27 protein-coding genes and 1 riboswitch are annotated in these 24,278 nt (G+C 73.0%); of the genes, 6 read left to right on the top strand and 21 right to left on the bottom strand.

The annotated features are described in order from the left end of the window. Nucleotides 1-21: 21 nt before the first annotated feature. From BLU27_RS20280 to BLU27_RS20260, 5 genes are all read left to right on the top strand, one after another. Nucleotides 22-888, top strand: a complete 867-nt coding sequence (locus tag BLU27_RS20280; protein WP_092655242.1) for an SDR family oxidoreductase — start codon at nucleotides 22-24, stop codon at nucleotides 886-888. 53 nt (nucleotides 889-941) lie between these two features. After that, a complete protein-coding gene (gene serB / locus BLU27_RS20275) occupies nucleotides 942-2,153 on the top strand; it encodes a phosphoserine phosphatase SerB (protein WP_092655241.1) in 1,212 nt (403 codons plus the stop codon). A 125-nt stretch (nucleotides 2,154-2,278) separates the two neighbouring features. After that, nucleotides 2,279-2,962, top strand: a complete 684-nt coding sequence (locus BLU27_RS20270; protein WP_092655240.1) for a PadR family transcriptional regulator — start codon at nucleotides 2,279-2,281, stop codon at nucleotides 2,960-2,962. 237 nt (nucleotides 2,963-3,199) lie between these two features. After that, a complete protein-coding gene (locus BLU27_RS20265; RefSeq protein WP_092655239.1) occupies nucleotides 3,200-4,249 on the top strand; it encodes an ATP-binding cassette domain-containing protein in 1,050 nt (349 codons plus the stop codon). Then, nucleotides 4,246-5,088, top strand: coding sequence for an ABC transporter permease (locus BLU27_RS20260; protein ID WP_092655238.1), 843 nt, complete (start codon nucleotides 4,246-4,248; stop codon nucleotides 5,086-5,088). The genes BLU27_RS20265 and BLU27_RS20260 overlap by 4 nt, the downstream gene beginning before the upstream one ends. A 93-nt stretch (nucleotides 5,089-5,181) precedes the next feature. Here the strand turns inward: BLU27_RS20260 and BLU27_RS20255 are convergent, their stop codons facing one another. The 10 genes from BLU27_RS20255 to def all read right to left on the bottom strand — a co-directional run bounded on the left by BLU27_RS20255 (nucleotide 5,182) and on the right by def (nucleotide 13,478). After that, nucleotides 5,182-5,754 (bottom strand): SixA phosphatase family protein, encoded by a 573-nt coding sequence (locus BLU27_RS20255; RefSeq protein WP_157728714.1) that lies wholly within the window; start codon nucleotides 5,752-5,754, stop codon nucleotides 5,182-5,184. A 29-nt stretch (nucleotides 5,755-5,783) separates the two neighbouring features. Continuing rightward, the gene (ribH, locus tag BLU27_RS20250) at nucleotides 5,784-6,305 is read right to left on the bottom strand and encodes a 6,7-dimethyl-8-ribityllumazine synthase (protein ID WP_092655236.1); all 522 of its coding nucleotides are present in this window, start codon (nucleotides 6,303-6,305) and stop codon (nucleotides 5,784-5,786) included. Continuing rightward, nucleotides 6,302-7,567 (bottom strand): bifunctional 3,4-dihydroxy-2-butanone-4-phosphate synthase/GTP cyclohydrolase II, encoded by a 1,266-nt coding sequence (locus tag BLU27_RS20245; RefSeq protein WP_092655235.1) that lies wholly within the window; start codon nucleotides 7,565-7,567, stop codon nucleotides 6,302-6,304. The genes ribH and BLU27_RS20245 overlap by 4 nt, the downstream gene beginning before the upstream one ends. Next, a complete protein-coding gene (pnuC, locus tag BLU27_RS20240; protein ID WP_092655234.1) occupies nucleotides 7,564-8,259 on the bottom strand; it encodes a nicotinamide riboside transporter PnuC in 696 nt (231 codons plus the stop codon). Before pnuC ends, BLU27_RS20245 begins: the two co-directional genes overlap by 4 nt. Continuing rightward, the gene (locus BLU27_RS20235; protein WP_092655233.1) at nucleotides 8,256-8,906 is read right to left on the bottom strand and encodes a riboflavin synthase; all 651 of its coding nucleotides are present in this window, start codon (nucleotides 8,904-8,906) and stop codon (nucleotides 8,256-8,258) included. The genes pnuC and BLU27_RS20235 overlap by 4 nt, the downstream gene beginning before the upstream one ends. Nucleotides 8,907-9,032: 126 nt before the next feature. Continuing rightward, a riboswitch (FMN riboswitch) is annotated at nucleotides 9,033-9,174 on the bottom strand. Between the two features lie 72 nt (nucleotides 9,175-9,246). Beyond that, complete coding sequence (locus BLU27_RS20230; protein ID WP_241827532.1) at nucleotides 9,247-9,756, bottom strand: cupin domain-containing protein; 510 nt, start codon at nucleotides 9,754-9,756, stop codon at nucleotides 9,247-9,249. 9 nt (nucleotides 9,757-9,765) lie between these two features. Then, nucleotides 9,766-10,437 (bottom strand): ribulose-phosphate 3-epimerase, encoded by a 672-nt coding sequence (gene rpe, locus BLU27_RS20225; protein WP_092655232.1) that lies wholly within the window; start codon nucleotides 10,435-10,437, stop codon nucleotides 9,766-9,768. A gap of 13 nt (nucleotides 10,438-10,450) precedes the next feature. After that, nucleotides 10,451-11,956: an RsmB/NOP family class I SAM-dependent RNA methyltransferase gene (locus BLU27_RS20220; protein ID WP_092655231.1), complete on the bottom strand. Its 1,506-nt coding sequence runs from the start codon at nucleotides 11,954-11,956 to the stop codon at nucleotides 10,451-10,453. After that, nucleotides 11,956-12,882, bottom strand: coding sequence for a methionyl-tRNA formyltransferase (gene fmt / locus BLU27_RS20215; RefSeq protein ID WP_092657920.1), 927 nt, complete (start codon nucleotides 12,880-12,882; stop codon nucleotides 11,956-11,958). The genes BLU27_RS20220 and fmt overlap by 1 nt, the downstream gene beginning before the upstream one ends. A gap of 50 nt (nucleotides 12,883-12,932) precedes the next feature. Beyond that, nucleotides 12,933-13,478 carry a peptide deformylase gene (gene def, locus BLU27_RS20210; RefSeq protein ID WP_206744624.1) on the bottom strand — a complete coding sequence of 182 codons (546 nt, stop codon included), beginning with the start codon at nucleotides 13,476-13,478 and terminating at the stop codon, nucleotides 12,933-12,935. A gap of 148 nt (nucleotides 13,479-13,626) precedes the next feature. On the opposite strand from def, the gene BLU27_RS20205 reads away from it, so the two are divergent. Continuing rightward, nucleotides 13,627-14,208 carry an NUDIX hydrolase gene (locus BLU27_RS20205; RefSeq protein ID WP_092655229.1) on the top strand — a complete coding sequence of 194 codons (582 nt, stop codon included), beginning with the start codon at nucleotides 13,627-13,629 and terminating at the stop codon, nucleotides 14,206-14,208. A gap of 30 nt (nucleotides 14,209-14,238) precedes the next feature. Here the strand turns inward: BLU27_RS20205 and BLU27_RS20200 are convergent, their stop codons facing one another. The 11 genes from BLU27_RS20200 to pyrF all read right to left on the bottom strand — a co-directional run bounded on the left by BLU27_RS20200 (nucleotide 14,239) and on the right by pyrF (nucleotide 24,229). Then, a complete protein-coding gene (locus BLU27_RS20200) occupies nucleotides 14,239-14,886 on the bottom strand; it encodes an HAD family hydrolase (protein WP_092655228.1) in 648 nt (215 codons plus the stop codon). Nucleotides 14,887-14,926: 40 nt separating this feature from the next. Next, entirely contained in the window at nucleotides 14,927-16,990 is a 2,064-nt protein-coding gene (locus BLU27_RS20195; protein ID WP_172805003.1) for a primosomal protein N', read from the bottom strand. Nucleotides 16,991-17,050: 60 nt separating this feature from the next. Further along, nucleotides 17,051-18,247 (bottom strand): methionine adenosyltransferase, encoded by a 1,197-nt coding sequence (metK, locus tag BLU27_RS20190; protein ID WP_092655227.1) that lies wholly within the window; start codon nucleotides 18,245-18,247, stop codon nucleotides 17,051-17,053. 117 nt (nucleotides 18,248-18,364) lie between these two features. Continuing rightward, nucleotides 18,365-19,384, bottom strand: a complete 1,020-nt coding sequence (locus BLU27_RS20185; RefSeq protein ID WP_092655226.1) for an Rv2578c family radical SAM protein — start codon at nucleotides 19,382-19,384, stop codon at nucleotides 18,365-18,367. A gap of 58 nt (nucleotides 19,385-19,442) precedes the next feature. Further along, nucleotides 19,443-19,664 (bottom strand): hypothetical protein, encoded by a 222-nt coding sequence (locus BLU27_RS20180; RefSeq protein WP_092655225.1) that lies wholly within the window; start codon nucleotides 19,662-19,664, stop codon nucleotides 19,443-19,445. Nucleotides 19,665-19,771: 107 nt separating this feature from the next. Next, nucleotides 19,772-21,031: a bifunctional phosphopantothenoylcysteine decarboxylase/phosphopantothenate--cysteine ligase CoaBC gene (gene coaBC / locus BLU27_RS20175; protein ID WP_092655224.1), complete on the bottom strand. Its 1,260-nt coding sequence runs from the start codon at nucleotides 21,029-21,031 to the stop codon at nucleotides 19,772-19,774. A 76-nt stretch (nucleotides 21,032-21,107) separates the two neighbouring features. Continuing rightward, entirely contained in the window at nucleotides 21,108-21,401 is a 294-nt protein-coding gene (gene rpoZ / locus BLU27_RS20170) for a DNA-directed RNA polymerase subunit omega (RefSeq protein WP_092655223.1), read from the bottom strand. 2 nt (nucleotides 21,402-21,403) lie between these two features. Then, nucleotides 21,404-22,012, bottom strand: a complete 609-nt coding sequence (gene gmk, locus BLU27_RS20165) for a guanylate kinase (protein WP_092655222.1) — start codon at nucleotides 22,010-22,012, stop codon at nucleotides 21,404-21,406. A gap of 4 nt (nucleotides 22,013-22,016) precedes the next feature. Next, nucleotides 22,017-22,337, bottom strand: a complete 321-nt coding sequence (gene mihF / locus BLU27_RS20160; protein ID WP_092655221.1) for an integration host factor, actinobacterial type — start codon at nucleotides 22,335-22,337, stop codon at nucleotides 22,017-22,019. Between the two features lie 167 nt (nucleotides 22,338-22,504). Continuing rightward, nucleotides 22,505-23,344, bottom strand: coding sequence for a 3'(2'),5'-bisphosphate nucleotidase CysQ (gene cysQ, locus BLU27_RS20155; RefSeq protein ID WP_092655220.1), 840 nt, complete (start codon nucleotides 23,342-23,344; stop codon nucleotides 22,505-22,507). A 42-nt stretch (nucleotides 23,345-23,386) separates the two neighbouring features. Continuing rightward, entirely contained in the window at nucleotides 23,387-24,229 is an 843-nt protein-coding gene (gene pyrF / locus BLU27_RS29625) for an orotidine-5'-phosphate decarboxylase (protein ID WP_172805116.1), read from the bottom strand. Nucleotides 24,230-24,278: the final 49 nt, after the last annotated feature.

The following is a 24,278-nucleotide window of genomic DNA, read 5'->3' as shown; positions in this document are numbered from 1 at the left end:
ACGGTGCGGCATCCTGGCGGGATGGCGGACGACGCAGTTGGCAGGAACGCCGAGGACGGCAGCACCGGCGCGGGCGGTCCCGGCGAGACGGGCAGGGCCGCTCCGGTCGCCGTGGTCACCGGGGCCGGGTCCGGCGTCGGCCGGGCGGTCGCGATCGCCCTGGCCGCCGACGGCTACGCGGTGGTGCTCGCCGGGCGGCGGCCCGAGCCGCTGGCGGAGGTGGCGGCGGAGTGTACGCGGGCGTGGCGGGATGCCGTCCGGTCGGCCGGCGTCTCCAGCACGTCGGGCGAACCGGCGCTCGCCGTACCCACCGACGTCGCCGACCCCGACTCGGTGGCCGCGTTGTTCGACGCGGTACGCACCCACCACGGCCGGCTGGACGTCCTGGTCAACAACGCCGGGCGCAACGCCCCCGCCACCTCGGTCGAGGACGTCGCGCTGGCCGACTGGCGCGCGGTGGTGGACGTCAACCTGACGGGCGCGTTCCTGTGCACCCAGCACGCCGTCCGGCTGATGAAGGCGCAGCGCCCCCGGGGAGGCCGGATCATCAACAACGGTTCCCTTTCCGCGCACACGCCGCGCCCGCACTCGGCCGCCTACACCGCCACCAAGCATGCGATCAGCGGGCTCACCAAGGCCACCGCGCTGGACGGCCGCCCGTACGACATCGCCTGTGGGCAGATCGACATCGGCAACGCCGCGACCGACATGACCGCCCGGATGGCCGAGGGCGTGGCACAGCCGGACGGTTCGGTACGGCCCGAGCCGACGATCGACGTCGCCCACGTCGCCCGCGCGGTGGTCTACATGGCGAGCCTGCCGCTCTCGGCGAACGTGCCGACGTTGACGGTGATGGCGACCCGGATGCCCTACGTCGGCCGCGGCTGAGCCGGACCTGCCCGACGCCGGACCACCGCGGTGGCCCCACTAACGTTGCCGACGTGCCCGCGACCGATCCACCCGCGTCGAAGCCGCCCGTCTCCACCCTGCTCGTCACCCTCACCGGCCGGGACCGCCCCGGCGTCACCTCCGCGGTGTTCGACACCCTCGCGAGGTACCCGGTCGAGGTGCTCGACGTCGAACAGGTCGTCCTGCGCGGCCGGCTGGTCCTCGGCATCCTGGTGACCGCGCCGCGTGACGTGGGCCGGCTGCGGCAGGCGGTGGAGAAGGTCGGCCGGGGCCTCGGGATGTACGTCGAGACCGAGGACGGAGCCGGCGACAACCGGCCGCGCCGCAGTGGCCGCAGCCACGTCACGGTGCTCGGCCAGCCGCTGCGGCCGAAGGCGGTCGCGGCGATCGCCGGGCGGATCTCCGACACCGGCGCCAACATCGACCGCATCGTCCGGATCGCCCGCTATCCGGTGGTCGCCATCGAGATGGACGTGTCCGGTGTGGATCCCGACCTGCTTCGCCAGGCGCTGGCCATCGAGGCCGCCGCCACGCACGTGGACGTGGCCGTCCAGCCGGCGGGCCTGTACCGCCGGGCCAAGCGGCTGGTCGTCCTGGACGTGGACTCGACCCTGATCCAGGGCGAGGTTATCGAGATGCTCGCCGCGCACGCCGGCTGTGAGGAGGAGGTCACCCGGGTCACCGCCGAGGCGATGCGAGGAGAACTCGACTTCGCCGAGTCGCTGCGCCGGCGGGTCGCCCTGCTCGCCGGAGTGGACGCCGGAGCACTGGCGGAGGTACGCCGCGAGGTCCGGCTCACCCCCGGCGCCCGCACGCTCACCCGTACCCTCCGCCGGCTGGGCTACCAGATCGGCGTGGTCAGCGGCGGGTTCACCCAGGTGGTGGAGCCGCTCGCCGCCGAACTCGGCATCGACTTCGTGGCCGCCAACCGGCTGGAGGTCGCCGACGGGCGGCTCACCGGCCGGGTCGAGGGGCCGATCGTGGACCGCCCCGGAAAGGCGGAAGCGCTGCGTGGGTTCGCCGCGGCGGCCGGCGTCCCGTTGTCGCAGACGGTGGCGATCGGCGACGGCGCCAACGACCTGGACATGCTCGCCGCGGCCGGGCTCGGGGTGGCGTTCAACGCCAAGCCGGTGGTCCGTGAGGCGGCCGACACCGCGGTCAGCGTTCCCTATCTGGACGCGATCATCTACCTGCTCGGCATCACCCGGGACGAGGTCGACGCGGCGGACGCGGAGACCGCCTAGGACCGCAAGGATGTCCTCCGAAACCGCTTGACGCACAGCCACCCGAGGGCGAATACTCTGGTTCGAGTAAACGAGCCGGAGTAAAGATCGCTGCCCGAGCCGGTGGCGGGACCGACGGAGGAGCGATGGCCACGCCGCGTCTGACGAACCCGCTGGCGCTGGCCGTGCTCGTCCTGCTCTACGAGCGGCCGATGCACCCGTACGAGATGTCCACCACGCTGCGCGAGCGGCGCAAGGAGGACAGCATCAAGCTCAACTACGGCTCGCTGTACTCGGTCGTCGCCTCGCTGCAGAAGTCCGGCCTGATCGAGGCGCGGGAGACGCTGCGGGAGGGCAACCGGCCCGAGCGGACGATCTACGCGATCACCGAGCCCGGCAAGGCCCGGATGACCGACTGGCTGAGCGAACTGGTCAGCGTGCCGAAGAAGGAGTTCACCAACTTCGAGGCCGCGCTGTCGCTGATGGGTGCGCTCGATCCCGAGGAGGTGCTCCGGCTGCTGGAGCTGCGGCTGAGCGCCCTGGAGATGCAGCGGACGGCGGGTGAGGCGGTCAGGGCGGCCGCGCCACCCAACTTCCCGCGGATCTTCATGATCGAGTACGACTTCACCTCCGCCCTCCTGGACGCGGAGATCGCGTTCGTCCGTTCCCTCGTCGCCGACATCCGCACGCACGAGCTTGGCGGCTACCGGCTCTGGCAGCGGATGCACGAACTCCGTGCGAGTGACCTCTCCTCGGAGGAGGCCTCGGCGATCCTGCACGAGGAGTTCCGCGAGGAACTGAGCTGGACGGAGGACCGCCGCACGATCTAGCCGGCTCGGCGCCCCGCGCCGACAAGCACGCGGCCCCCGACCAGGTGCGGCAACACCAGGGTCAGGGGCCGGCGGCACAACCTCGAGTCGAGCCCGTCGCCGGGCGCGGATCCCAAGGCCTCCACCGCTCAGGATATCCGCGTACCGCGACCACTCGACTCCTTCACCCCTGGGTTCACCCCGGGGCAACACCGCCCGGCCGGCGATCGTCCGGCGGGCACCACGCGAAGGAGCACCATGTCCGTGTACGCGGCGTCCGGAGTCCTCGACGACCCCGGACCACTCCCCTACGGCCGGCCCGCCATCGAGGCCGCCGGCCTGACCAAGACCTACGGCAGCGGCGACAAGGCCGTTCGCGCCCTGGCCGGCATCAGCTTCGCCGTGCCCGCCGGGTCGGTGTTCGGGCTGCTCGGGCCCAACGGCGCCGGCAAGTCCACCACGGTGAAGATCCTCACCACGCTGTCCCGTGCCGACGCCGGCACGGCGAGCGTCGCCGGCATCGACGTGCACCGCCGGCCGGCGTGGGTGCGCCGGGCGATCGGCTACGTCTCGCAGAAGCCGGCGTTCGACCCGATGGGCACCGGCCGGGAGAACCTCGTCCTGGCCGGCCGCATCCACGGGCTGTCCGGGCCGTCGGCTCGGGCCCGAGCCGACGAGCTGCTCGGCCGGTTCGGTCTCGCCGAGGCCGGCAACCGCCTGGCCGGCAAGTGGTCGGGCGGCATGCAGCGCAAGCTCGACGTCGCCACCGGTCTGGTGCACCGGCCGTCGGTGCTGTTCATGGACGAGCCCACCACCGGACTGGACCCGCAGGCCCGGGCGGAGATGTGGGCCGAGATCTCCCGGCTGGCCCGCGAGGACGGCCTGACTGTGCTGCTCACCACCCACTACCTGGAGGAGGCGGACCGGCTGGCCGACCGGCTGGTGATCATCGACCGCGGCCGAGTGGTCGCAGCCGGTACACCGGACGAGCTCAAGGCGCAGCTGGACGGCGACACCGTTCAGGCGGAGATCGTCGGTGCCGAGCAGGCCGAAGCGGCCCGGTCGGTGCTGGCCGGCGTGCCGGGCGTGCACGACGTCTCCGTCGAGGAAACGACCGTGCGGGCCCGGGTGACCAATGGCGCGGCCACGCTGCCCGCCGTTCTGGCCGCCCTCGACGGAGCCCGGGTCGGCCTGACCGCGGTGACCGTCGCCCGCCCCTCCCTCGACGACGTGTACCTGCGCCACGCCGGCCGGTCCTTCGACCGCGCCGACGCGGCGTCCTTCCCGCGGCAGGAGAAGAACCGATGACGACTGTCCCCGACACCACAGACACCTTCGCCGACGGTCGTACCGACGGACGCGCCGGCTCGGCCGGTACGTTCCTGGCCCACTCGGCGTACCTGACCGGACGGTCGTTGCGCACCCTGACCAGGCAGCCGGCGTACCTCGCGTTCACGCTGATCCAGCCGATGATCTGGCTGCTGTTGTTCGGTCAGCTGTTCAGGAACGTCGCCCGGCTCCCGGGCTTCGGCACCGGCTCCTACCTGGAGTACCTCACCCCCGGCGTGGTGGTGATGACGGCGATGTTCTCCGCCGGCTGGGCGGGCACGTCGTTCATCCAGGACATGGAGCGCGGCGTGATGGACCGCAACCTCACCTCCCCGGTCAGCCGCGGCGCGCTGATCACCGGGTCGCTGGTCTTCCAGGCGGTGACGACGGTGATCCAGTCGCTGATCGTCCTCGGCGTCGGGCTCGCGGCCGGCGCGCGCTTCGCCGGCGCAGTGCCGGGCTTGCTGGTCGTACTGGTGTGCGCGGTGCTGCTGGCGGTCGTCTTCGCCGCGCTGTCGGACGCGATCGCGCTGTTGGTTCACCAGCAGGAGGCGCTGATCGCCATCTCGCAGTTCCTGATCCTGCCGCTGTCGTTCCTGTCCTCGGTGATGATGGCGCCCACGCTGATGCCGGGCTGGGTGGGCAGTGTGGCGCGGTTCAATCCGGTGGACTGGGCGGCCGTCGCCGCGCGCTCGGCGGTCTCCGCGACGCCGGACTGGGGGCTGGTCGGTGGCCGGCTCGGGCTGCTGGTGGCGCTCGTGGCCGTCATGGGCTGGCTGGCGGCGCGGGCGTTCCGCACCTACCAGCGCTCGGTCTGAGACGGAGACCACAGCGCGCTCGCGGTCAGGTCCAGCTCAGGCCCAGGTCAGGCCCAGGCCGGGACCTGCTCGGGACCTGCTCGGGGCCCGGCGTCAGGACGGCCGGCGGATCACCGCCCGGAGCCGGCCCGACCCCGGGCCCACCGCCTTCCACGAGCCCGCCACGTCGAACACCGTCAGCGTGCCGGTGGGGTATCCGTCGGCCAGGCCGTGCCGGTCCGCGCCGGGCGATCCGTCGTCGAGTACGGCGGCGAGGCTCGCGATCGACGGGTTGTGCCCCACCACCAGCAGGGTCCGCACCTCGTCCGGCGCCTCGGTCAGGACGTCGAGCAGGTCGTCCACGGTGTTGTCGTAGACCCGCCGGTCGACGTCGACCTCTACCTCGACTTCAGGTCCAGCCATGTCCACCTCAACTTCAGGTTGAGGCTTGGCGGAGGCGCCCATCGCATCGGCGAACTCCGACCACGTCTGCCGTGTACGCAGTGCGGGAGACACGATCGCCAGGTCGGGCACGATGCCGCGTTCTCTTGCCTGCCGTCCGGCGTAGCCGGCCTGCGCCCGGCCGCGGTCGGCCAGGGGGCGGTCGGCGTCGGCCAGTCCCAGCGGCGACTCGGCCTTGCCGTGGCGCAGGAGCAACAACCGCCGGTTCGTCCGGAGTCCTCTCACCAGGTCCACCTCCCTCAGCCCGTCAACTCTCAGCCGGTCACGGGGATGACACGGTGGCCACCACCCGGCGGGAGGACGCCTGCCAGGTCGCGCAGGGTCAGCGCCGTCCGCAGCGCCGCCTGGGTGGACTCGTACCCGCGGTCCTCGTGGGAGCCGGGCAGCCCGGCGCGGTCCAGCGCCTGTTCGGCCGTGTCGCAGGTGAGGAGCCCGAAGCCGATCGGCACGCCGGTCTGGACGCTCACCTCGGTGAGCCCGGCCGTCGCCGCCTGGCACACGTAGTCGAAGTGCGGTGTGCCGCCGCGTACGACGGTGCCCAGAGCCACCACGGCGTCCAGGCCGGACCGGGCGAGCCGCGCGGCCACCACCGGGAGCTCGAACGAACCCGGTACTCGCACCACGACCGGGTCGTTCACCCCGGCTTCCGACAGGGCCCGCAGCGCGCCGTCCAGCAGCCCGCCCATCACCTGGTCGTGCCACGACGCGGCGACGACGCCGACCCGCAGGCCGGAGCCGTCGATCCGGGTGGCGCCCGGTGCGCCCGTTCCACTCATGACGCCCTCCCGGTGGTCTGCCGAACGACGCCGGCCTCGGCCGGAAGTATGTGCCCGAGCCGGTCCCGCTTGGTCGCGAGGTAGTGGGCGTTGTCGCCGTTCGGTGGAATCGTCAGCGGTGTGGTGGCGGTGACGGTCAGGCCGTACGCCTCCAGCCCGGCGCGTTTGGCCGGATTGTTGGTGAGCAGGCGCATCCGTCCCACGCCGAGGTCGGCGAGGATCTGCGCGCCGATCCAGTAGTCGCGGGCGTCGACCGGCAGCCCGAGCGCGAGGTTGGCCTCCACCGTGTCGTGGCCGGTGTCCTGCAGGGCGTACGCGGACAGCTTGGCCAGCAGGCCGATGCCGCGTCCCTCGTGGCCGCGCAGGTAGACGACCACCCCCGCTCCGTCGGCCGCGACCGCCGCGAGTGCGCGGTCCAGTTGGGGGCCGCAGTCGCAGCGCAGCGAACCGAACGCGTCACCGGTGAGGCATTCGGAGTGCAGCCGGACCAACGGGCCACCGCCGTCGGCGGTGCGTTCGGCAATGGCGAGGTCGCCGCGGACCAGGGCGACGTGCTCGGACCCGTCGACCGTGCAGCGGTACCCGACGGCGCGGAAGTCACCGTGCCGCGTCGGTATCCGGGTCTCGGCCACCCGCTCCACCAGCCGCTCGTGCCGGCGGCGGTGGCGTACGAGGTCCTCGATCGTGAGCAGCGCGAGGTCGTGTTCGCCGGCGAACCGGCGCAGCGCGTCCCCGCGCATCATCGTGCCGTCGTTCTCGACCAGCTCGGCGAGTACGCCCACCGGCGGGAGTCCGGCGAGCCGGACCAGATCCACCGCGGCCTCGGTGTGGCCCCGCCGGGCCAGGACACCGCCCGGTCGGTAGCGCAGCGGGAACACGTGGCCCGGCCGTACGACATCGTCCGGGCCGGTGCCGGGGTCGGCCAGCAGCCGGATGGTCCGCGTGCGGTCCTCGGCGCTGATCCCGGTGGTGATCCCGGCGGCCGCGTCCACGGTCACACAGAACGCCGTCCGCATGGTGTCCTGGTTGTCCGCGGTCATCGGCCCGACGGCGAGCCTGTCCAGGTCGGCGCCCTCCATCGGTACGCACAGCACGCCGCTGGTGTGCCGCACGGTGAACGCCACCAGTTCCGGGGTCGCGGCGGACGCGGCGAAGATGATGTCGCCCTCGTTCTCGCGGTCCTCGTCGTCGACCACGACCACCGCCCGGCCGGCGGCCAGGTCGGCCAGCGCGCGCTCGACCGGATCCCGCGGCGTGCTCATGCGGGGTCACCCGCCGCCACCGTGTCCGCCGGCTGGGGCGTCGCCGCGATCCGCGCCCGGACCCGGACCCAGGTGACGAAGCCCAGCACGCAGAACCCGCCGTAGACGAGGTAGAGGATCGCCGACGGGTAGTACCCCGCCGCCAGCAGCAGCGGCACCCCGACCGCGTCCACCGCGATCCAGATCAGCCAGAACTCCACCCACCCACGGGCCATGCCGTAGGTGGCGAGGATGCTGCCGGTGAGGATCCAGGCGTCGGCGAGCGGGCCCCACGAGCCCAGCAGGCCGAGGACGTAGGTGAAGACCGCCACGCCGACCGCAGCGCCGACCAGCATGCCGACGCGTTCGCGCCAGGTCGCCCACCGTGGCGCGACCGCGCCACCGTCACCGGCGTCGGCGCGAGACTGCTGGCGCCACCGCCACCAGCCGTAGGCGCTCACCGCGAAGAAGAACACCTGCCGACCGGCCTGGCCCCACAGGTCCTTGTCCTGCGGAGCGTGGAACACGCCGCCGAGGAAGACGGTGAACAACAGGATGTTGCCGATCATGCCGACCGGCCAGGCCGCCACCCGGCGGCGCATCCCGAACAGCGCGCTGGCCAGGCCGAAGCCGTTGCCGACGATCTCGCGCCAGAGGATCTCCGAGCCGCCGATGTGCAGCTTGGCGTCGACCAGCCAGGTCAACCAGGTCATGCGTGTGCTCCTTGGGTCTGCGACCGCTCGGCGGACTGGGCGGCGCTGGTGAGGGTGAGTCGTTCGACGTACTTCGCGATGACGTCCACCTCGAGGTTGACCGCAGCACCCGGCTGCTTGGCACCCAAGGTGGTGACGTCGAGAGTGGTGGGGATGAGCGCGACGGTGAACGCCGGCTCGGGAAGGTCGCGGACCTCGACGACGGTGAGGGACACCCCGTCCACGGCGACGGAGCCCTTCTCCGCGACGTAGCGGGCCAGCGGCGGCGGAAGGGCGATCTCGACCAGGTCCCAGCGGGGAGTGGGCCGGCGGGACAGTATGTGGCCGGTGCCGTCCACGTGGCCCTGGACGATGTGGCCGCCGAGCCGGCCGCCGGCGGGTACGGAACGCTCGAGGTTGACCAGGTGGCCGGGCGCGAGGGCGCCGAGGCTGGTGCGCGACAGCGACTCGGCCATCACGTCGGCGGTGAACCGGCCCTCGCCGGGCTCGACCTCGACCACGGTGAGACAGCAACCGTCGACGGCGATCGAGTCGCCGTGACGCGCGTCACTGGTCACCACGGGTCCGCGTACGGTCAACCGCGCGGAGTCCCCCAGGCGCACGAGGTCGACGACCTCGCCGCGTTCTTCGACAATTCCGGTGAACACCGGCTACTCCCTCGCCTTCCGGTCCGCCCGAGCGGGCACCGGGGAAGGCGAGGGTCACGGCACGCGCCGACCCGTCGACGCGGACGAGGGGTGCCCTCGCCTGCACAGCGGGTACGGAGCCGTGGCCCGCGTGCTGCCTCCCATCCGGACTTTAACCGTCGGTCCAGGAGTTCCACCTGGTCAACCGGGCGAGGCCGTCGGAACGACTTCGCACGGGTCGCGGACTGTCACCGCCGGTTCGGACTTTCACCGACCCCGGAGCACGCTGCGAGCTTTGCTCGTACGACGTTCAGTCTTGCACGGCCCGGCAAGTCCGGGCGCGGCAGTCCGGGCTCCGGCCTCAGATCCAGAACGTGTCGTGCCGGAGGAAGAACTCCGCGCGCTCGGCCTCGTCGGTCTTCGACAGGTCGGGCAGGCCCTCGAAGTAGCCCTCGCGCGGAGCGCCGGGCGCGAAGTGCAACAACATGCTGGCCGGTTCGCCGGACTCGTTGCGGAACGCGTGGATCCCGCCTTCGGGTACGTGCACGTAGTCGCCGGGTTCGGTGTCGATCCAGCGGGAGCCGTCGAAGATCCGCACCGTGCCGGTGAGGATGTAGAACGACTCCGAGATGGACCGGTGAAAGTGCTCGCTCGGCCCGGACGGCTCCGGGCCCATCTCCCAGCGGTACAGGCCGAACTCGCCGTTGGTGGACGCACCGGTGGACAGGTAGTGGACGCTGCCGCCGGAACGATAGGTGAACTCCGGCGGGTGGCCGGCCGGCCGGTAGGTCGCGCTGACCTCGCCGTCGGTGCCGGTGTAGCGCGGGCTGGGGTACTGCACGGCGGAGTAGTCGTACTCGGGAAAGCTCATGGGAGATTCCTACCCGGTCGGCTTGGAGGCTTCCTCGGCCAGCGCCCGCAGGTGTGCGACCGCTCGGTCGGGATCGTCGGCGCCGAAGACCGCCGAGCCCGCGACGAACACGTCGGCGCCGGCCTCCGCACAGCGTTCGATGGTCTCCGCCGACACTCCCCCGTCCACCTGCAGCCACAGATCGAGGCCCCGCCCGCTCACGAGCTCCCGCGCGCGCCGGACCTTCGGCAGGCACAGGTCGAGGAACTTCTGCCCGCCGAACCCCGGCTCGACCGTCATCACCAGCAGCATGTCCAGCTCGTCCAGCAGGTCGGCGTACGGCTCGACCGGCGTGGCTGGTTTCAGCGCCATCCCGGCGCGGGTGCCCAGCGCGCGCAGCTCGCGCGCCAGGCGTACCGGCGCGTGCGCGGCCTCCACATGGAACGTCACGCTGCCCGCCCCGGCCTCGGCGTAGGCGGGTGCCCACCGGTCGGGGTCCTCGATCATCAGGTGGCAGTCGATCGGCAGGTCCGTCGCCGCGAGCAGGGACTCCACCACCGGGAGCCCCAGCGTGAGGTTGGGGACGAAGTGGTTGTCCATCACGTCGACGTGCAGCCAGTCGGCCGCCTGAACCGACTCGGCCGCCTGGGCCAGCCGCGCGAAGTCGGCCGACAGGATGCTCGGTGCTATCTGTACGCCCATGGTGGTCGCGACTCTACTGGGACGGGGCGCCGGTCCCGGTGCGGGTGCCTGAGTCGGTGCGGATGCCGGTACGGCGCAGGAGGGCGAGGAACATCGCGTCGGTGCCGTGCCGGTGCGGCCACAGCTGGACCTCCGGGCCGTCGCCGAGATCGGGCACGCCGGGCAGCAGCGGGCGCGCGTCCACGCGTTCGACGTCGGTACGGTCGGCCAGTACGCCGGCCACGACGTCCCGGGTCTCGGCCAGGTGCGGAGAGCAGGTGACGTACGCGACGACGCCGCCCACCCGCACCGAGTCAAGCGCGGTGGTCAGGAGCTTTCCCTGCAGCGGGGTGAGCCCGGCGACGTCGCCTGCCGCCCGCCGCCAGCGTGCCTCCGGCCGGCGGCGCAGCGCGCCCAGTCCGGTGCACGGTACGTCGGCCAGTACCCGGTCGAAGGCGCCGGGCCGCCAGGCCGGCACGGTGCCGTCGGCGACCACGGTGCCGAGGACTCCGCGGGACCGCCGGCCCCGCGGAGTGAGGGTGCGGGCGACCAGCTCCGCGCGGTGCGGCTGGAGTTCGGTGGCCAGCAACGCCGCAGACCGCCGCCCAGCCAGGCTCGCGAGCAGCGCGGACTTTCCGCCGGGTCCGGCGCACAGGTCGAGCCAGCGATCGTCGCCGCCGTCACCGGTCAGCGGTGCCTCCGCCAGTGCCGCCGCGACGAGTTGGCTGCCCTCGTCCTGGACGCCGGCGCGGCCCTGGGCCACCGCCTGGACCCGGTGCGGGTCACCACCCTCTGTCAGCACGACGGCGTACGGCGACCACCGGCCGGGTTCGGCACCCTCGGCACGAAGGTCCGCCACGCTCGACCGCCCCGGCCAGGCCGCGAGCGTGACCCGGGCAGGCTCGTTGTCGGCCGCGAGCACGGCGGCCGTCTCCGCGAGCGACCCGCCGAGCGCGTCCGCGAATGCCTCGACCACCCACCGCGGGTGCGCGTGGACCGCGGCGAGGTTGCCGATCGGATCCTGCTCGTACGCCGGGGCGAGTTCAGCCTGCCAACCGGGCAGGTCGTGGGCCGCCACCTTGCGCAGGACGGCGTTGACGAACTTCGACGGGCCGATCCCGGCCACCCTGCGGGCCAGGTCGACACTGGTCGCCACCGCCGCGTGCGAGGGTACCCGCATGCCGAGAATCTGGTGTGCGCCAAGGCGGAGGACGTCGCGTACCTCGGGGTCCAGCTTCGTCAAGGGACGGTTGACACAGCGGGCGAGCACGTCGTCGTAGCCGCCGCGCCGCAGGGTGCCGTGCGCGAGTTCGGTGGCGAAGGCGGCGTCCCGTCCGGACAGGCCGCGCTCCCGCAGGACCGAGGGCAACACGAGGTTGGCGTAGGCGTTCCGGACCGACACCGCGTGCACCACGTCGTAGGCGGCCAGCCGGGCGGAGTCCACTCCGCCGCGCCGCCGCCCGCCGGATCCACCGGCCGGGCCCGGCCGCCGCCGCCCCGCACTGCCCGCACTGCCCGCCCTGCCGGGCTCGGAGGCCATCAGGAGAGGGGCTCCTCGTCACCGGGCCGCGCGCCGCGTGCCCAGTCGGGCGCCGGCATCGCCTGCTTGCCCGGCGGGCGTACCTCGCCGAGGGCGACCGGAACGCTGCCGGTGCCCACGAGGACCCCGGACTTCTCCGCCCGCAGCCGCCCCGGTGGCAGCACTTCGGCGTCCGGGACCACGGTGACCGGGCCGAGCTTGAGGCGTTCGCCGCGGAACGTCGTCCACGCGCCGGGCGCGGGCGTGGCCGAGCGGACCAGCCGGTCGACGGCGAAGGCCGGCGCCTTCCAGTCCACGCGTACGTCGTCGACCTCGACCTTGCGCGCGTAGGTCACGCCGTCGGTGGGCTGGGGCCGGGCCTCCAGGGTGCCCGCGGCGATGCCGTCCAGCGTGTCCGCCAGCAGCCGGGCGCCGCTGCGCGCCAGCCGGTCGAGCAGGTCGCCGGCGGTGTCGGTGGGGCCGATCGGCTCGGTGAGAACGCCGTACACCGGGCCGGCGTCCAGCTCCTCCACGATCTGGAACGTCGACGCGCCGGTCACGTCGTCACCGGCGCGGATCGCGTGCTGCACCGGCGCCGCGCCGCGCCAGGCGGGCAGCACGGAGAAGTGCAGGTTGATCCAGCCGTACCGGGGAACCTCCAGCACGCTCGCCGGCAACAGTCCGCCGTACGCGACGACCGGGCAGGCGTCGGGGGCGATCTCGCGCAGCCTGTCGGCGAACGCCGGGTCCTTCGCGGACTTCGGGGTGAGCACCTCGATCCCGGCGGCGCGCGCGCGTTCGGCGACCGGCGACGGGTGCAGCTTGCGACCCCGACCCGAGGGCGCGTCCGGACGGGTCAGCACGGCGACGACCTCGTGACGGCCGACCAGGATCGCCTCCAGGGCGGGCACCGCCGCCTCCGGCGTACCCGCGAACAGCAACCGCAGCCGGGCGGTCTGCCCCGGCGCCGCGGGCTCCCCCGCCACCGCGGCCGGCACTACAGCGCCCGGCCCAGTGTCGGATGCGGCGACACCCGAACCTGCGGCGGCGTGGCGCCGGCCCACTCCGCTTCCCGGATCGCCCGCAGGGCGGCCTTGCGCGCCTCCCGGTCCAGCCGGTCGACGAACAGCACGCCGTCGAGGTGGTCGGTCTCGTGCTGGACGCACCGCGCGAGGAGATCCGAACCCTCCACGGTCACCGGCTCACCGTGCATGTCGTAGCCCTTGGCCACGACCCGCAGCGCGCGCCGGCAGTCGAAGGTGAAACCGGGGATCGACAGGCACCCCTCCGGCCCGAACTGTTCCTCCTCGGACAGGTCGAGCTGGGGGTTGATCAGGTGACCGATGACGTCGTCGACGTGATAGGTGAAGACCCGGAGGCCGACGCCGATCTGCGGGGCGGCCAGGCCGCTCCCGGGCGCGTCGAGCATGGTCTCGGTGAGGTCCGCGACCAGCTTGCGCAGCTCCTTGTCGAAGTCGCGTACGGGCTCGGCCGGGGTCCGCAGCACCGGGTCACCGAACAGTCGGATGGGCTGGACAGCCACGCAGGTCTCCTCGATCAGCTCACAGGCGTCCCCGCCAGTCTACGGACGCCCCGGATCCGGACCGACCGGGCCATTCGGGGGCATCGGGACCGGGCGTCACCGCCCGCTGTGCTCCGCCTGCAGGGCAACTCCCCCTAGGGTCGAGACCATGCGATGGACCGTGCACGGCGAACGCGAGATCTACTCCAGCGACTGGGTGCGGCTCACCCTGGCCGACGTCGAGGTGCCCGGACTGCGCCGGTTCGACCACCACGTCCTGCGCATGCCACGCCCGGCCGCCGGCGTGGTGGTCCACGACCCCGAACGCGGTCTGCTGCTGCTGCACCGGCACCGGTTCATCACCGACACCTGGGGCTGGGAGATCCCGGCCGGCGGCGTCGACGCGGGCGAGAGCCCGGCCCAGGCGGCCGAGCGCGAGGTCCTGGAGGAGACGGGCTGGCGGCCGGGGCCGTTGCGCGAGCTGGCGGCGTACCACCCGAGCAACGGGATCGCCGACCAGTGTTTCCACCTCTTCCTCGCCGACGGTGCCACCAGGGTGGGGACGCCGAGCGATCCCAGCGAGGCGGAGCGGGTCGAGTGGGTGCCGCTGCCGGAGGTACGCCGGATCGTGCGCGACGGGCGGATGCGGGACGGGCTGTCGTTCACCGCCGTGCTGTACGCGCTCGCGTTCGACGAGCTCGGCGGCGGCCGGTCCGCGGCCGAGGAGTCCTCGCCGACGCCACTCCCCTGACACGGGCCGTGGGAAGAGCCGAACCCGAGATCACACCGGCAGGCCGGCCGCCTTCAACTGGCCGCGGAGCGTCGACCCGTCCACGAAGACCTCCGCACGCAGCCCCACCGAGCGGGCGGCGTGCACGTTGACGGGTACATCGTCGGTGTAGAACGTCGTGTCCGCGGTCAGGTCGTGCCGGTCCAGGAGCAGCCGGTAGATCGCGGGGTCCGGCTTCGAGACCCGCTCGACCCCGGACACGACCGCACCGTCCAGGTCCGCGAGGAACGGCCACTTCTCGCAGGCGATCGTCCACTTCTCGGCGGAGAAGTTCGTCAGCGCGTACGTCGGTACGCCGGCGGCCCGCAGCGTGTCCAGCACCGCGACGGTCTCCTCCAGGGTGCCGGCGACCATCTCCGCCCAGCGTTCGTCGTAGGCACGGATCAGGTCCCGGTGCTCGGGGAACCGGGCGGTCAGCTCGGCCACGCCCTCGGCCCAGGTCCGGCCCGCGTCCTGCGCGGCGTTCCACTCCGGCGTGCACACCTGCGCGAGGAACCGGTCGACCTCCGCCTCGTCGGCCAGCAGCGAGCGGTAGAGGTAGCGCGGGTTCCAGTCCAGCAGGACCCCGCCCACGTCGAACACGACCGCCTCGAGCGGTGTGCGGGACGGCGAAGCCGGTGGGAGGTCAGCGTGCGTCACGAACGCCGACCCTACCCGCGGTGGTCACGTGGGTGCGGGCCTACCCGAGCACGGCGGGATCGACCTGGACCCGGACCGGGCCCGGCGCCTTGCGGGCACTGCGTACGGCCTGTGCCGCCTTCAGCGCCGCGGACAGGCGGGCGCCGTCTGCCCACCGCACCCGCAGGACGAGCCGGACGACCTCGTCCTCGGCGGCCTGGGGCACCGGGCCGAGCACCTCGGTGCCGGGCGGGAGTTCGACCAGCCCGGCCAGGTCGCGTACGGCGTCCGGCGCCCCGGTCAGGGTGGCCAGCCGAACCGCCGGCGGGAACCTGGCGGCCTCGCGTTCGGCGAGCTCGCGTTCGGCCTGGGCCTGCGGCGACCACCGGAGCAGGGCCTGGATCGTCGGCGACGCAGGCTCGCCCACGACGACGACCGAGCCGCCCGCGCGTGCCGGCCGGACCAACGCCGCGGCGTTGAGCCAACGGCGCAGCGCCTCCTCCCCGGCCCGCAGGTCGGCGCGCGCCAGCGCCAGCCAGGAGTCCAGCAGCAACGCACCTGCGTATCCGCCCTCGGCCACCGGCTCCGCGCCGGGGGTGGCGACCACCAGGGCGGGTTCGGCGCCGACAGTGGACAGCACGCGCGGGCCGCCGGACGTGCGCACCGGAACCCTGGGGAACGCCCGGCCGAGCTCCTCGGCGGTCCGGCCGGCGCCGACCACAGGGGCGCGCAACCGGCCGCCGCCGCAGTTGGGGCACCGCCACGACACCGCGGGCCGGCCGCACCATCCGCAGCTCGGCGGTGCGCCGGCGGAGCCGAGCTGGAGCGGCCCGGCGCAGGCCGCGCAGCGCGCCGGGCCCCGGCAGGTCTGGCAGGCCAGGGCCGGGAGATAGCCGGACCGGGGCACCTGCACCAGCACCGGCCCGGAGCCCAGGGCGGCCCGGGCCTGTTCGAACGCCCGGTGCGGCAGCCGCACCGCGCGGGCCGCCGGGTCGCGGGCGAGGTCGGTGTCGTTGTCGCCGGCCACCACCACCCGCGGGCCGCGCTCGCGGACAACCGCACGCTCGGGGGCCAGCGGCCGCGCCCATCCCGTGGCCAGCAGGTGAGCTCCTTCGGCGGTGCACGCGAACCCGCCGAGCAACGCCGCGCAGCCGGACTCGTGTGCCCGCAGCAACAAGACCTCGCGCACGTGCGGGTAGGGGGCGCGCGGCTCGGCGTGCAGGTCGTCGCCGTCGTCCCAGCAGGCGACCAGGCCGAGGTCGGCGACCGGGGCGAACGCCGCCGACCGGGTGCCGACCACGCAGCGCACACCGCCTCGCCGGACGGCCAGGAATCGGCGGTAGCGCTCGGCCGGGCCGAGCTCGGCGGTCAGGACCACGTGCCGGTCGGGCCCGAGCAGCTCGCCGAACGCGGCGTCCAAGCGGGCCACGTCACGCTGGTCGGGAACGACGACGAGTACACCCCTGCCACCGGCGAGGGTCGCAGCGGCGGCGTGGGCGAGCGCGGCGGGCCAGTCCTCGCCGGGTGCGGCGGTCCAGACCGCACGCGGTCCGTCGCCGCGGCGCAGAGCCTCCAGGAACGCGACGCCGGTCTGGTACGACCCCCAGGGTCCGGGCCGGAGTGCGTCGGCAGGGCTTGCGTCGGGGACTTCGCCGTCGGCGGGTTTCGGAGTGGAATCCGAAGCGGGCTTCTGGGCGGCGCCCTCCACCCGTGCGTGACGCGGCGGCACCGCCAGCCGCAGAACGTCGGCGAGCGTGCCGGCGTAACGGTCGGCGACCCGGCGGGCCAGCCGGGCGATCTCAGGTGCGAGCACCGGCTCGGCGGACACCACCCGGCGCAGCGGCGCCAGCCGGCCGCGGTGGTCGGACTCGGCCACCCGCTCGAGCACGAAGCCGTCGAGGTCCTGCCCGGCGAACCGGACGCGCACCCGGGCCCCGGGCACGCAGGTGGCGTGCAACCGCTCGGGCACGAGGTAGTCGAAGGGCCGGTCGAGGTGCGCCAAGGGCACGTCGACCAGCACGCGTGCGACCGGAAGCTCAGGAGCCGGCTGCTGCGGGCTCGCGGCGCGCGGCTTGCGCACCTTGCCCCGCACCAGCGCCAGCTGGCCCCCGTCGTCCTCGGTCACGGCTGCAAAGAGTAGGGCAGGCCACCGACAGGTGGCCTGCCCCTCTCGTGGGTCAGTGGGTCAGCCGAGGCCCGCGGCGCTGCGCAGTTCCTCGGCGCGGTCGGTCCGCTCCCAGGTGAAGTCGGGCAGCTCCCGGCCGAAGTGACCGTAGGCGGCGGTCTGGACGTAGATCGGCCGCCGCAGGTCGAGGTCGCGGATGATCGCCGCCGGGCGCAGGTCGAACACCTGCTGCACGGCCTTCTCGATCACGTCGATCGGTGCGGCCTCGGTGCCGGAGCAGTTGACGTAGAAGCCGACCGGCTGCGCCTTGCCGATGGCGTAGGCGACCTGGCACTCGCACTTCTTCGCCAGCCCGGCAGCGACGATGTTCTTCGCCACCCAGCGCATGGCGTACGCCGCGGACCGGTCGACCTTTGTCGGGTCCTTGCCGCTGAAGGCGCCGCCACCGTGCCGGGCGTACCCGCCGTAGGTGTCGACAATGATCTTCCGGCCGGTCAGGCCCGCGTCGCCCATCGGCCCACCCAGCTCGAACCGGCCGGTCGGGTTGACGTAGAGCCGGTAGCCGGCGCTTTCGATGTCGAGCTCGCCGATGATCGGCTCGATCACGTGCTGGCGGATGTCCGGGGTCAGCATGTTGTCGAGGTCGATGTTGGCCGCGTGCTGCGTGGACAGCACGATCGTGTCGATCCGGGCGGGCCGGTCGCCGTCGTACTCGATCGTCACCTGCGTCTTGCCGTCGGGACGGAGGTAGGGCAGCGTCCCGTCCTTGCGGACGTCGGTGAGCCGCTTGGCCAGCCGGTGCGCGAGCGTGATCGGCAGCGGCATCAGCTCGGGGGTCTCGTCGCAGGCGAAGCCGAACATCATGCCCTGGTCACCCGCACCCTGAAGGTCGATCGGGTCGACCGAGCCGTCGGCGCGTCCTTCGTAGGCGGTGTCCACCCCCTGGGCGATGTCGGGCGACTGGGAGCCGATGGAGACCGTGACACCACAGGAAGCGCCGTCGAAGCCCTTGGCCGAGGAGTCGTAGCCGATGTCGAGGATGCGTTCGCGCACCAGCGAGGCGATGTCGGCGTAGGCACTCGTGGTGACCTCGCCGGCCACCACGACGAGCCCGGTCGTCAGCAACGTCTCCACCGCGACCCGGCTGCCTGGGTCCTCCGCGAGGAGTGCGTCGAGTACGGAGTCGCTGATCTGGTCGGCGATCTTGTCCGGGTGGCCCTCGGTAACCGACTCGGATGTGAACAGTCGTCGGGACACGGCCATCCTTTCTTCTAGGCACTGCCTTCGGGCGCCAAGGCACGGGCGGGTGAGCGGGGCGCGCGGAGGCCGCGAGCGGCCGCTCTCGGTTGTGCGGTGCCCGCAAGCCTAGCCAGGTCAGCTGGGAGGAGGCTCGCTATGGGGGGCGTTTCGGTGAGAATCGCGGTCTGTGCCCACTCCGTGGCGCCGGGCGAGCATTGCGACGGTCGCCGAGATCCGCTTCCGGTAGGCCGCCTGGGCGTAGGAGCCGGAGCCGTACAGGTCGCGGTAGACGGGCACCAGTTCGGGGTGCTCCCGGGCCAGCCACCGGTGGTACCACTCCCGTGCGCCGGGCCGCAGGTGCAGCACGATCGGGGTGAGGCTGCTCGCCCCGGAGGCGGCGATCGCGCGTACGGTCTCCTCGAGTTGGTCGGGTGCGTCACCGAGGTGCGGGAGGATCGGCGCCATCAGCACGCCGACCCGAAAGCCCGCGTCGGTCAGCGTCCGGACCATCCGCAACCTGGCCTGCGGGCTCGGGGTCCCCGGCTCCACCTGCCGCCACAGCCCGGCGTCGACCGAACCCACCGAGACGCTGAGTCCCACGTCGGTCACCTGCGCCGCCTCGCGCAGCAGGTCGAGATCACGCAGCAGCAGTGTGCCCTTGGTGAGGATGGAGAACGGGTTGCCCGCGTCGCGCAGCGCGGTGATGATCTCGGGCATCAGGGCGTACCGGCCCTCGGCCCGCTGGTAACAGTCGACGTTGGTGCCCATCGCCACGGGCTCCCCGCGCCAACTCGGCCGGGCCAGCTCCCGGCGCAGCACGGCCGCGGCGTTGACCTTGACGATCACCTTGGTGTCGAAGTCGCGGCCGGCGTCGAGGTCGAGGTACTCGTGCGTGCGCCGGGCGAAGCAGTAGACGCAGGCGTGCCCGCAACCGCGGTAGGGGTTGATCGTCCAGTCGAACGGCACCCGGGCGGCCGAGGGCACCTTGTTCAGCAGTGACTTGGCATGGATCTCGTAGAACGTCATGCCCCGGAACTCCGGGGTGTCGAAGGTGCGGGCGCACGCGTCCAGCCCGAACAACGCCAGCTCGGCCGGCTGGTCGGCACTTGTGTCGGCACCGGAGCGGCCGGTGAGTCGTTGACGATCCCATCGCACCGGACCAGCCTATCGAACGCGCGTTCGAGACGCTTCCTGCCGGGGTCGCCCGGGCCGATCAGCCGGTGAACGCCCTGGCCGCGAACAGGTAGACGACCAGGCACGCCAGCATGACCACCAGGGCGCGCAGAGCGGGCCAGCGGGCGGCGCCGTAGCGGCGGACGTTGGCTCGGGCGACCTTGGTGTCGTTCACCGTACGGACGAAGTGCTGGTAACGCCGTCCGGCGACGAATGCGATCACCGCCGCACCGAGGATCAGGACGGTAGCGATTTCGGCCATTCCGGGAGACTAGCCACGGTCTGCCGGTCCGTCCGCTTCATGACACGCTGGATGAGAGAACTCCCATGAAGGTCACGCCGCGCGTGGCGCCCGGCGAACGCGGGGAGTCAGCGGTGCGGTACCGAGGGGGGTTCGGTGGCGGTCCAGCGGACGGCTACGAGGTCCCAGATCCGGTGGGCGAGCGCCTCCTTGGCGCCACGCGGCACAACGGTCTGCGAGCCGTCCGCCCCCAGGATCACCGCCTCGTTGTCGGGGCTCTCGAACCCCTTGTCCACCCCCACCTCGTTGACCACGAGCAGGTCGCAGCCCTTGCGAGCCAGCTTGGCCCGGCCGTGGTCGAGGACACCCGCGGTGGCGTCCCCGGTCTCGGCGGCGAAGCCGGCCACCACCAGGCCGGGGCGCGGTCGGTCATGGGAGAGCTCGGCGAGGATGTCGGGGTTCTGGGTCAGCTCCACCGTCGGGGCGGAACCGTCGTCGGCTTTCTTGATCTTGGCGTCGGCGTAGCCGGCCGGACGGAAGTCGGCGGGTGCGGCGGCCATCACCACGGCGTCGGCGTCGCGCGCGGCGGCGAGGACGGCATCGCGAAGCTCCCGCGTCGAGCCGACCCGGGTGACCTTCACCCCGGCCGGGTCGGGCAGCGAGACGTTGGCCGCCACCAGGGTGACCGAGGCGCCTCGCAGGGCTGCGGTGCGGGCGAGCGCGTAGCCCTGCCGACCGGACGAGCGGTTGCCGAGGTAGCGCACCGGGTCGAGGTACTCCCGGGTTCCGCCGGCACTCACCACGACGTGCCGGCCGGCGAGGTCGGCAACCAGCGGCTCGTCGCCGCGGGCGAGCACGCCGCGGCAGACGTCGAAGATCTGCTCCGGCTCCGGCAGCCGGCCCTTACCGGTGTCGACGCCCGTCAGGCGTCCCTCGGCCGGCTCCAGCACGAGCGCACCCCGCTCGCGCAGCGTGGCCACGTTGGCCCGGGTCGCCGGGTGCTCCCACATCTCGGTGTGCATGGCCGGCGCGAACACGACCGGGCAGCGGGCGGTCAGCAGGGTGGAGGTGAGCAGGTCGTCGGCCTGCCCGTGCGCGGCCTTGGCGAGCAGGTCGGCGGTGGCCGGTGCGACGACGACCAGGTCGGCCTGCTGGCCGAGCCGGACGTGGGGCACCTCGTGCACGTCGTCCCAGACGGTGGTGTGCACCGGTTGGTGCGACAGCGCCGCCCAGGTCGCCTCACCGACGAAGCGCAGGGCGCTCTCGGTGGGCACGACCCGGACGTCGTAGGGAACCTCCACCAGCAGGCGCAGCAACGAGCAGGCCTTGTAGGCGGCGATGCCGCCCGCGACGCCGAGCACCACTCGAGGTCTGGGGGCACCCGGCATCGTCAGCTCCGAACTGCGGTCGGGAGAACGCGGTCGTCATGGCCGCTGGGGGAGGTCCGTGCGTCGCCGCCGGCGGTCAGGAAGCCGCCGGCTGGCCGCCCTCGTCGGTGGGCTCGATGTCCTCGACGGTGAGCAGGCCCTCGTTGATCTCACGCAGCGCGATGGACAGCGGCTTCTCCTGGACGTGGGTGTCCACGAGGGGGCCGACGTACTCGAGCAGGCCCTCGCCCAGCTGGGCGTAGTAGGCGTTGATCTGCCGGGCGCGCTTGGCGGAGAACAAGACGAGCTTGTACTTCGAGTCGCTCTTCTCGAGCAGGTCGTCGATGGGCGGGTACGTGATGCCCTCGGCAGCAGGCTGGGTACCAGACAAGCTCAGGCCTCCGGAGAATATGGATGGGAGCGCATCAAGGTTACCAACTCCTCCGCGGCGACGCCCACCTCGGTGTTGACGACGGTGACGTCGAACTCCTTCTCGGCGGCCAGCTCCTCCCGGGCGGTCTCCAGCCGGCGCTCCTGCTCCTCCGCCGACTCGGTGCCCCGGCCCAGCAGCCGGCGGACGAGCTCCTCCCAGCTGGGCGGCGCCAGGAACACGAACAGCGCGTCCGGCATGGTCTGGCGAACCTGCCGGGCGCCCTGCAGATCGATCTCCAGCAGCGCCGGGCGCCCCTCGGTGAGCTTCTCCTGGACCGCGGCCCGCGGGGTGCCGTAGCGGTGGGTGCCGTGCACGACCGCCCACTCCAGCAGGGCGTCGTCGGCGACCATCCGGTCGAACTCCTCGTCGGAGACGAACCAGTAGTGCACTCCGTGGATCTCTCCCGGCCGCGGGCGGCGGGTGGTGGCCGAGACCGAGATCCACACCTCCGGGTGCGTACGCCGGATCTCCGCGGCGAGGGTGCCCTTGCCCACGGCTGTCGGGCCGGCGAGCACGGTCAACCGAGCCACCGGACGTCGGGTCTCCCCCGCCGCGGTCCGGTCGTACACGGTCTCAGGATTCGCCGAACTCACGCTTCAGCGCAGCCACTTGGTTGTCTCCGAGCCCCCGCACACGGCGGCTCTCGGAGATTCCGATGCGTTCCATGATCTGCTGGGCGCGGACCTTGCCCACGCCCGGCATGGAACAGAGCAGGTCGAACACCCGCATCTTGCCGATCACTTCGTTGGAGTCACGCCCGAGCTTGACGACCTCGCCGAGCGAGGCGCCGGAGTTTTTGAGTCGGTTCTTCACCTCAGCACGCTCACGCCGGGCCTGTGCGGCCTTCTCCAGCGCGGCCTGCCGGGCTTCGGGGGTCAGGTGAGGTAGCGGCACGGACGGTCACCTCGAGGCTGTACGACGGGTCTTGGGTGCAGCGATTCTTGCTCGGTGGTCCACGTGCTCGGCGGCCGGGGTCCCGAAACCGTCCGTGCATCGCGAACACCCACGATGGACGCGAACCTACCCAGCGGGGGCGAGTGCGGCAAACCGGGGTCGCCCACTCAGTGCAACGGAGCGGGCCGGGTCCCGCCGAACGCGACGAACGGAGAGTTGGCGAACCCGGGCTTTGCGTAGCGCAGCGGCGCGCCGTCTGGCGTGACCACCGCTCCCCCGGCCGCCAGCAGGACGGCGTGGCCGGCGGCGGTGTCCCACTCCATCGTCCGGCCGAACCGCGGGTAGACGTCTGCCGAGCCCTCGGCGATCCGGCAGAACTTCAGCGAGCTGCCCGCCTGGACGAACGAGCCCACCTCCACCCCCTCCAGCCACCGCTGCGTCTCCGGATCGAGGTGGCTGCGGCTGACCAGGGCCCGCGCGCCGGTGTCGGGCGTGGGTACGACCCCGAGCGGCGTGCCGTGGCCGCCCTCGAGGCGTTCGGCGCGCCCGGGGCCGCCGACGTACGTCACGCCGATCGCGGGCAGGTGGACCACACCGAGCACGGGCGTGCCGTCCTCGACCAGGGCGATGTTGACGGTGAACTCGCCGTTGCGGGACAGGAACTCCTTGGTCCCGTCGAGCGGGTCGACCAGCCAGAACGGCGTACCGCCCACGTCCGGCGCGTCACCGGCGGCGACGGCCTCCTCGGCCACCACCGGGAGGTCCGGCGAGAGCTCGGCCAGCCCGGCCACGATCACCCCCTCCGCGCGCAGGTCGGCCTCGGTGACCGGAGTGCGGTCGGCCTTCTCCCGGGCGCCGGGGTCGGCGGCGGCGTAGACCGCGAGGATCTCCTCACCGGCACGCTCGGCGAGCGCGCGGATCCGGTCCACGAGCGTGGCGGTGCCGGCTGAGCCGGTCGGGTCGGTGGTGGCTGCGGAGTCGGTCGCGTCGGCACGCTTGGCAGGCATGGTGCCTATCGTGGCAGACCCGTCGGGTGCCGCCGCCGACGCTCAGCGCGGCGCGTCCAGTGCGGCGCGCAGAGAGTCGTTGGTACGGTCGGCGGCGTCGGCGAGTGCCTGTGGGGACGGCCCGGTGCGCAGGAGTTCGCGTGAGGTGGCCGGAACGACGTTGCGCGCCGCTGCCCCGAAGACCCGCCGCACGTCGGCCGGGGTCGCGCCCTGGGCGCCCAGGCCGGGTGCCAGCAGCGGGCCGTTCACGGCGGTGAAGTCCTCGCCGCTGTCGCCCACCGTCGCACCGACCACCGCGCCGTAGGACCCCAGCGGCGTGGCGCCCGCGTTGGCCGCCGCGAGCCGGTCGAGGATGCCGCCCGCGACGGTGCGGCCGTCCTCGCCGCGTGCCCGTTGCACCTGTGCGCCCTCGGGGTTGGAGGTCAGCGCGAGCACGAACACGCCGCTGCCGTGCTTGGCCGCGGTGTCCAGCAGCGGGCGCAGTGACTCGAAGCCGAGGAAGGGGCTCGCGGTGAGCGCGTCGGCGAACAACGGCGAGGCGGGGTCGAGGTAGGCCTCGGCGTACGCCTGGACGGTGGACCCGATGTCGCCGCGCTTGGCGTCCAGCAGCACCAGCGCGCCGGCGGCCCGGCTGGTGGCGATCACGCGCTCGAGCACCGCGATGCCGCGGCTGCCGAACCGCTCGAAGAACGCCGACTGCGGCTTCACCACCGCCACCCGGGGCGCGAGGGCCTCCGCTGCGGTGAGGGCGAAGCGTTCCAGTCCGGCCGGGTCGTCGGGCAGGTCCCACGACCGCAACAGGGCGGCGTGCGGGTCGATGCCCGCGCACAGGGGGCCGCGCTCGTCCAGCGCGGCCCGCAGCCGGGCACCGAACGTCTCCGTCATGTCCGTCTTCCCTTCGTGGCCGCCTTCGCGGCCGCCTTCGTGGCCGCTT

Source organism: Actinopolymorpha singaporensis, assembly GCF_900104745.1.
GTDB lineage: Bacteria > Actinomycetota > Actinomycetes > Propionibacteriales > Actinopolymorphaceae > Actinopolymorpha > Actinopolymorpha singaporensis.
This window is presented reverse-complemented; position numbering and strand designations above follow the sequence as displayed.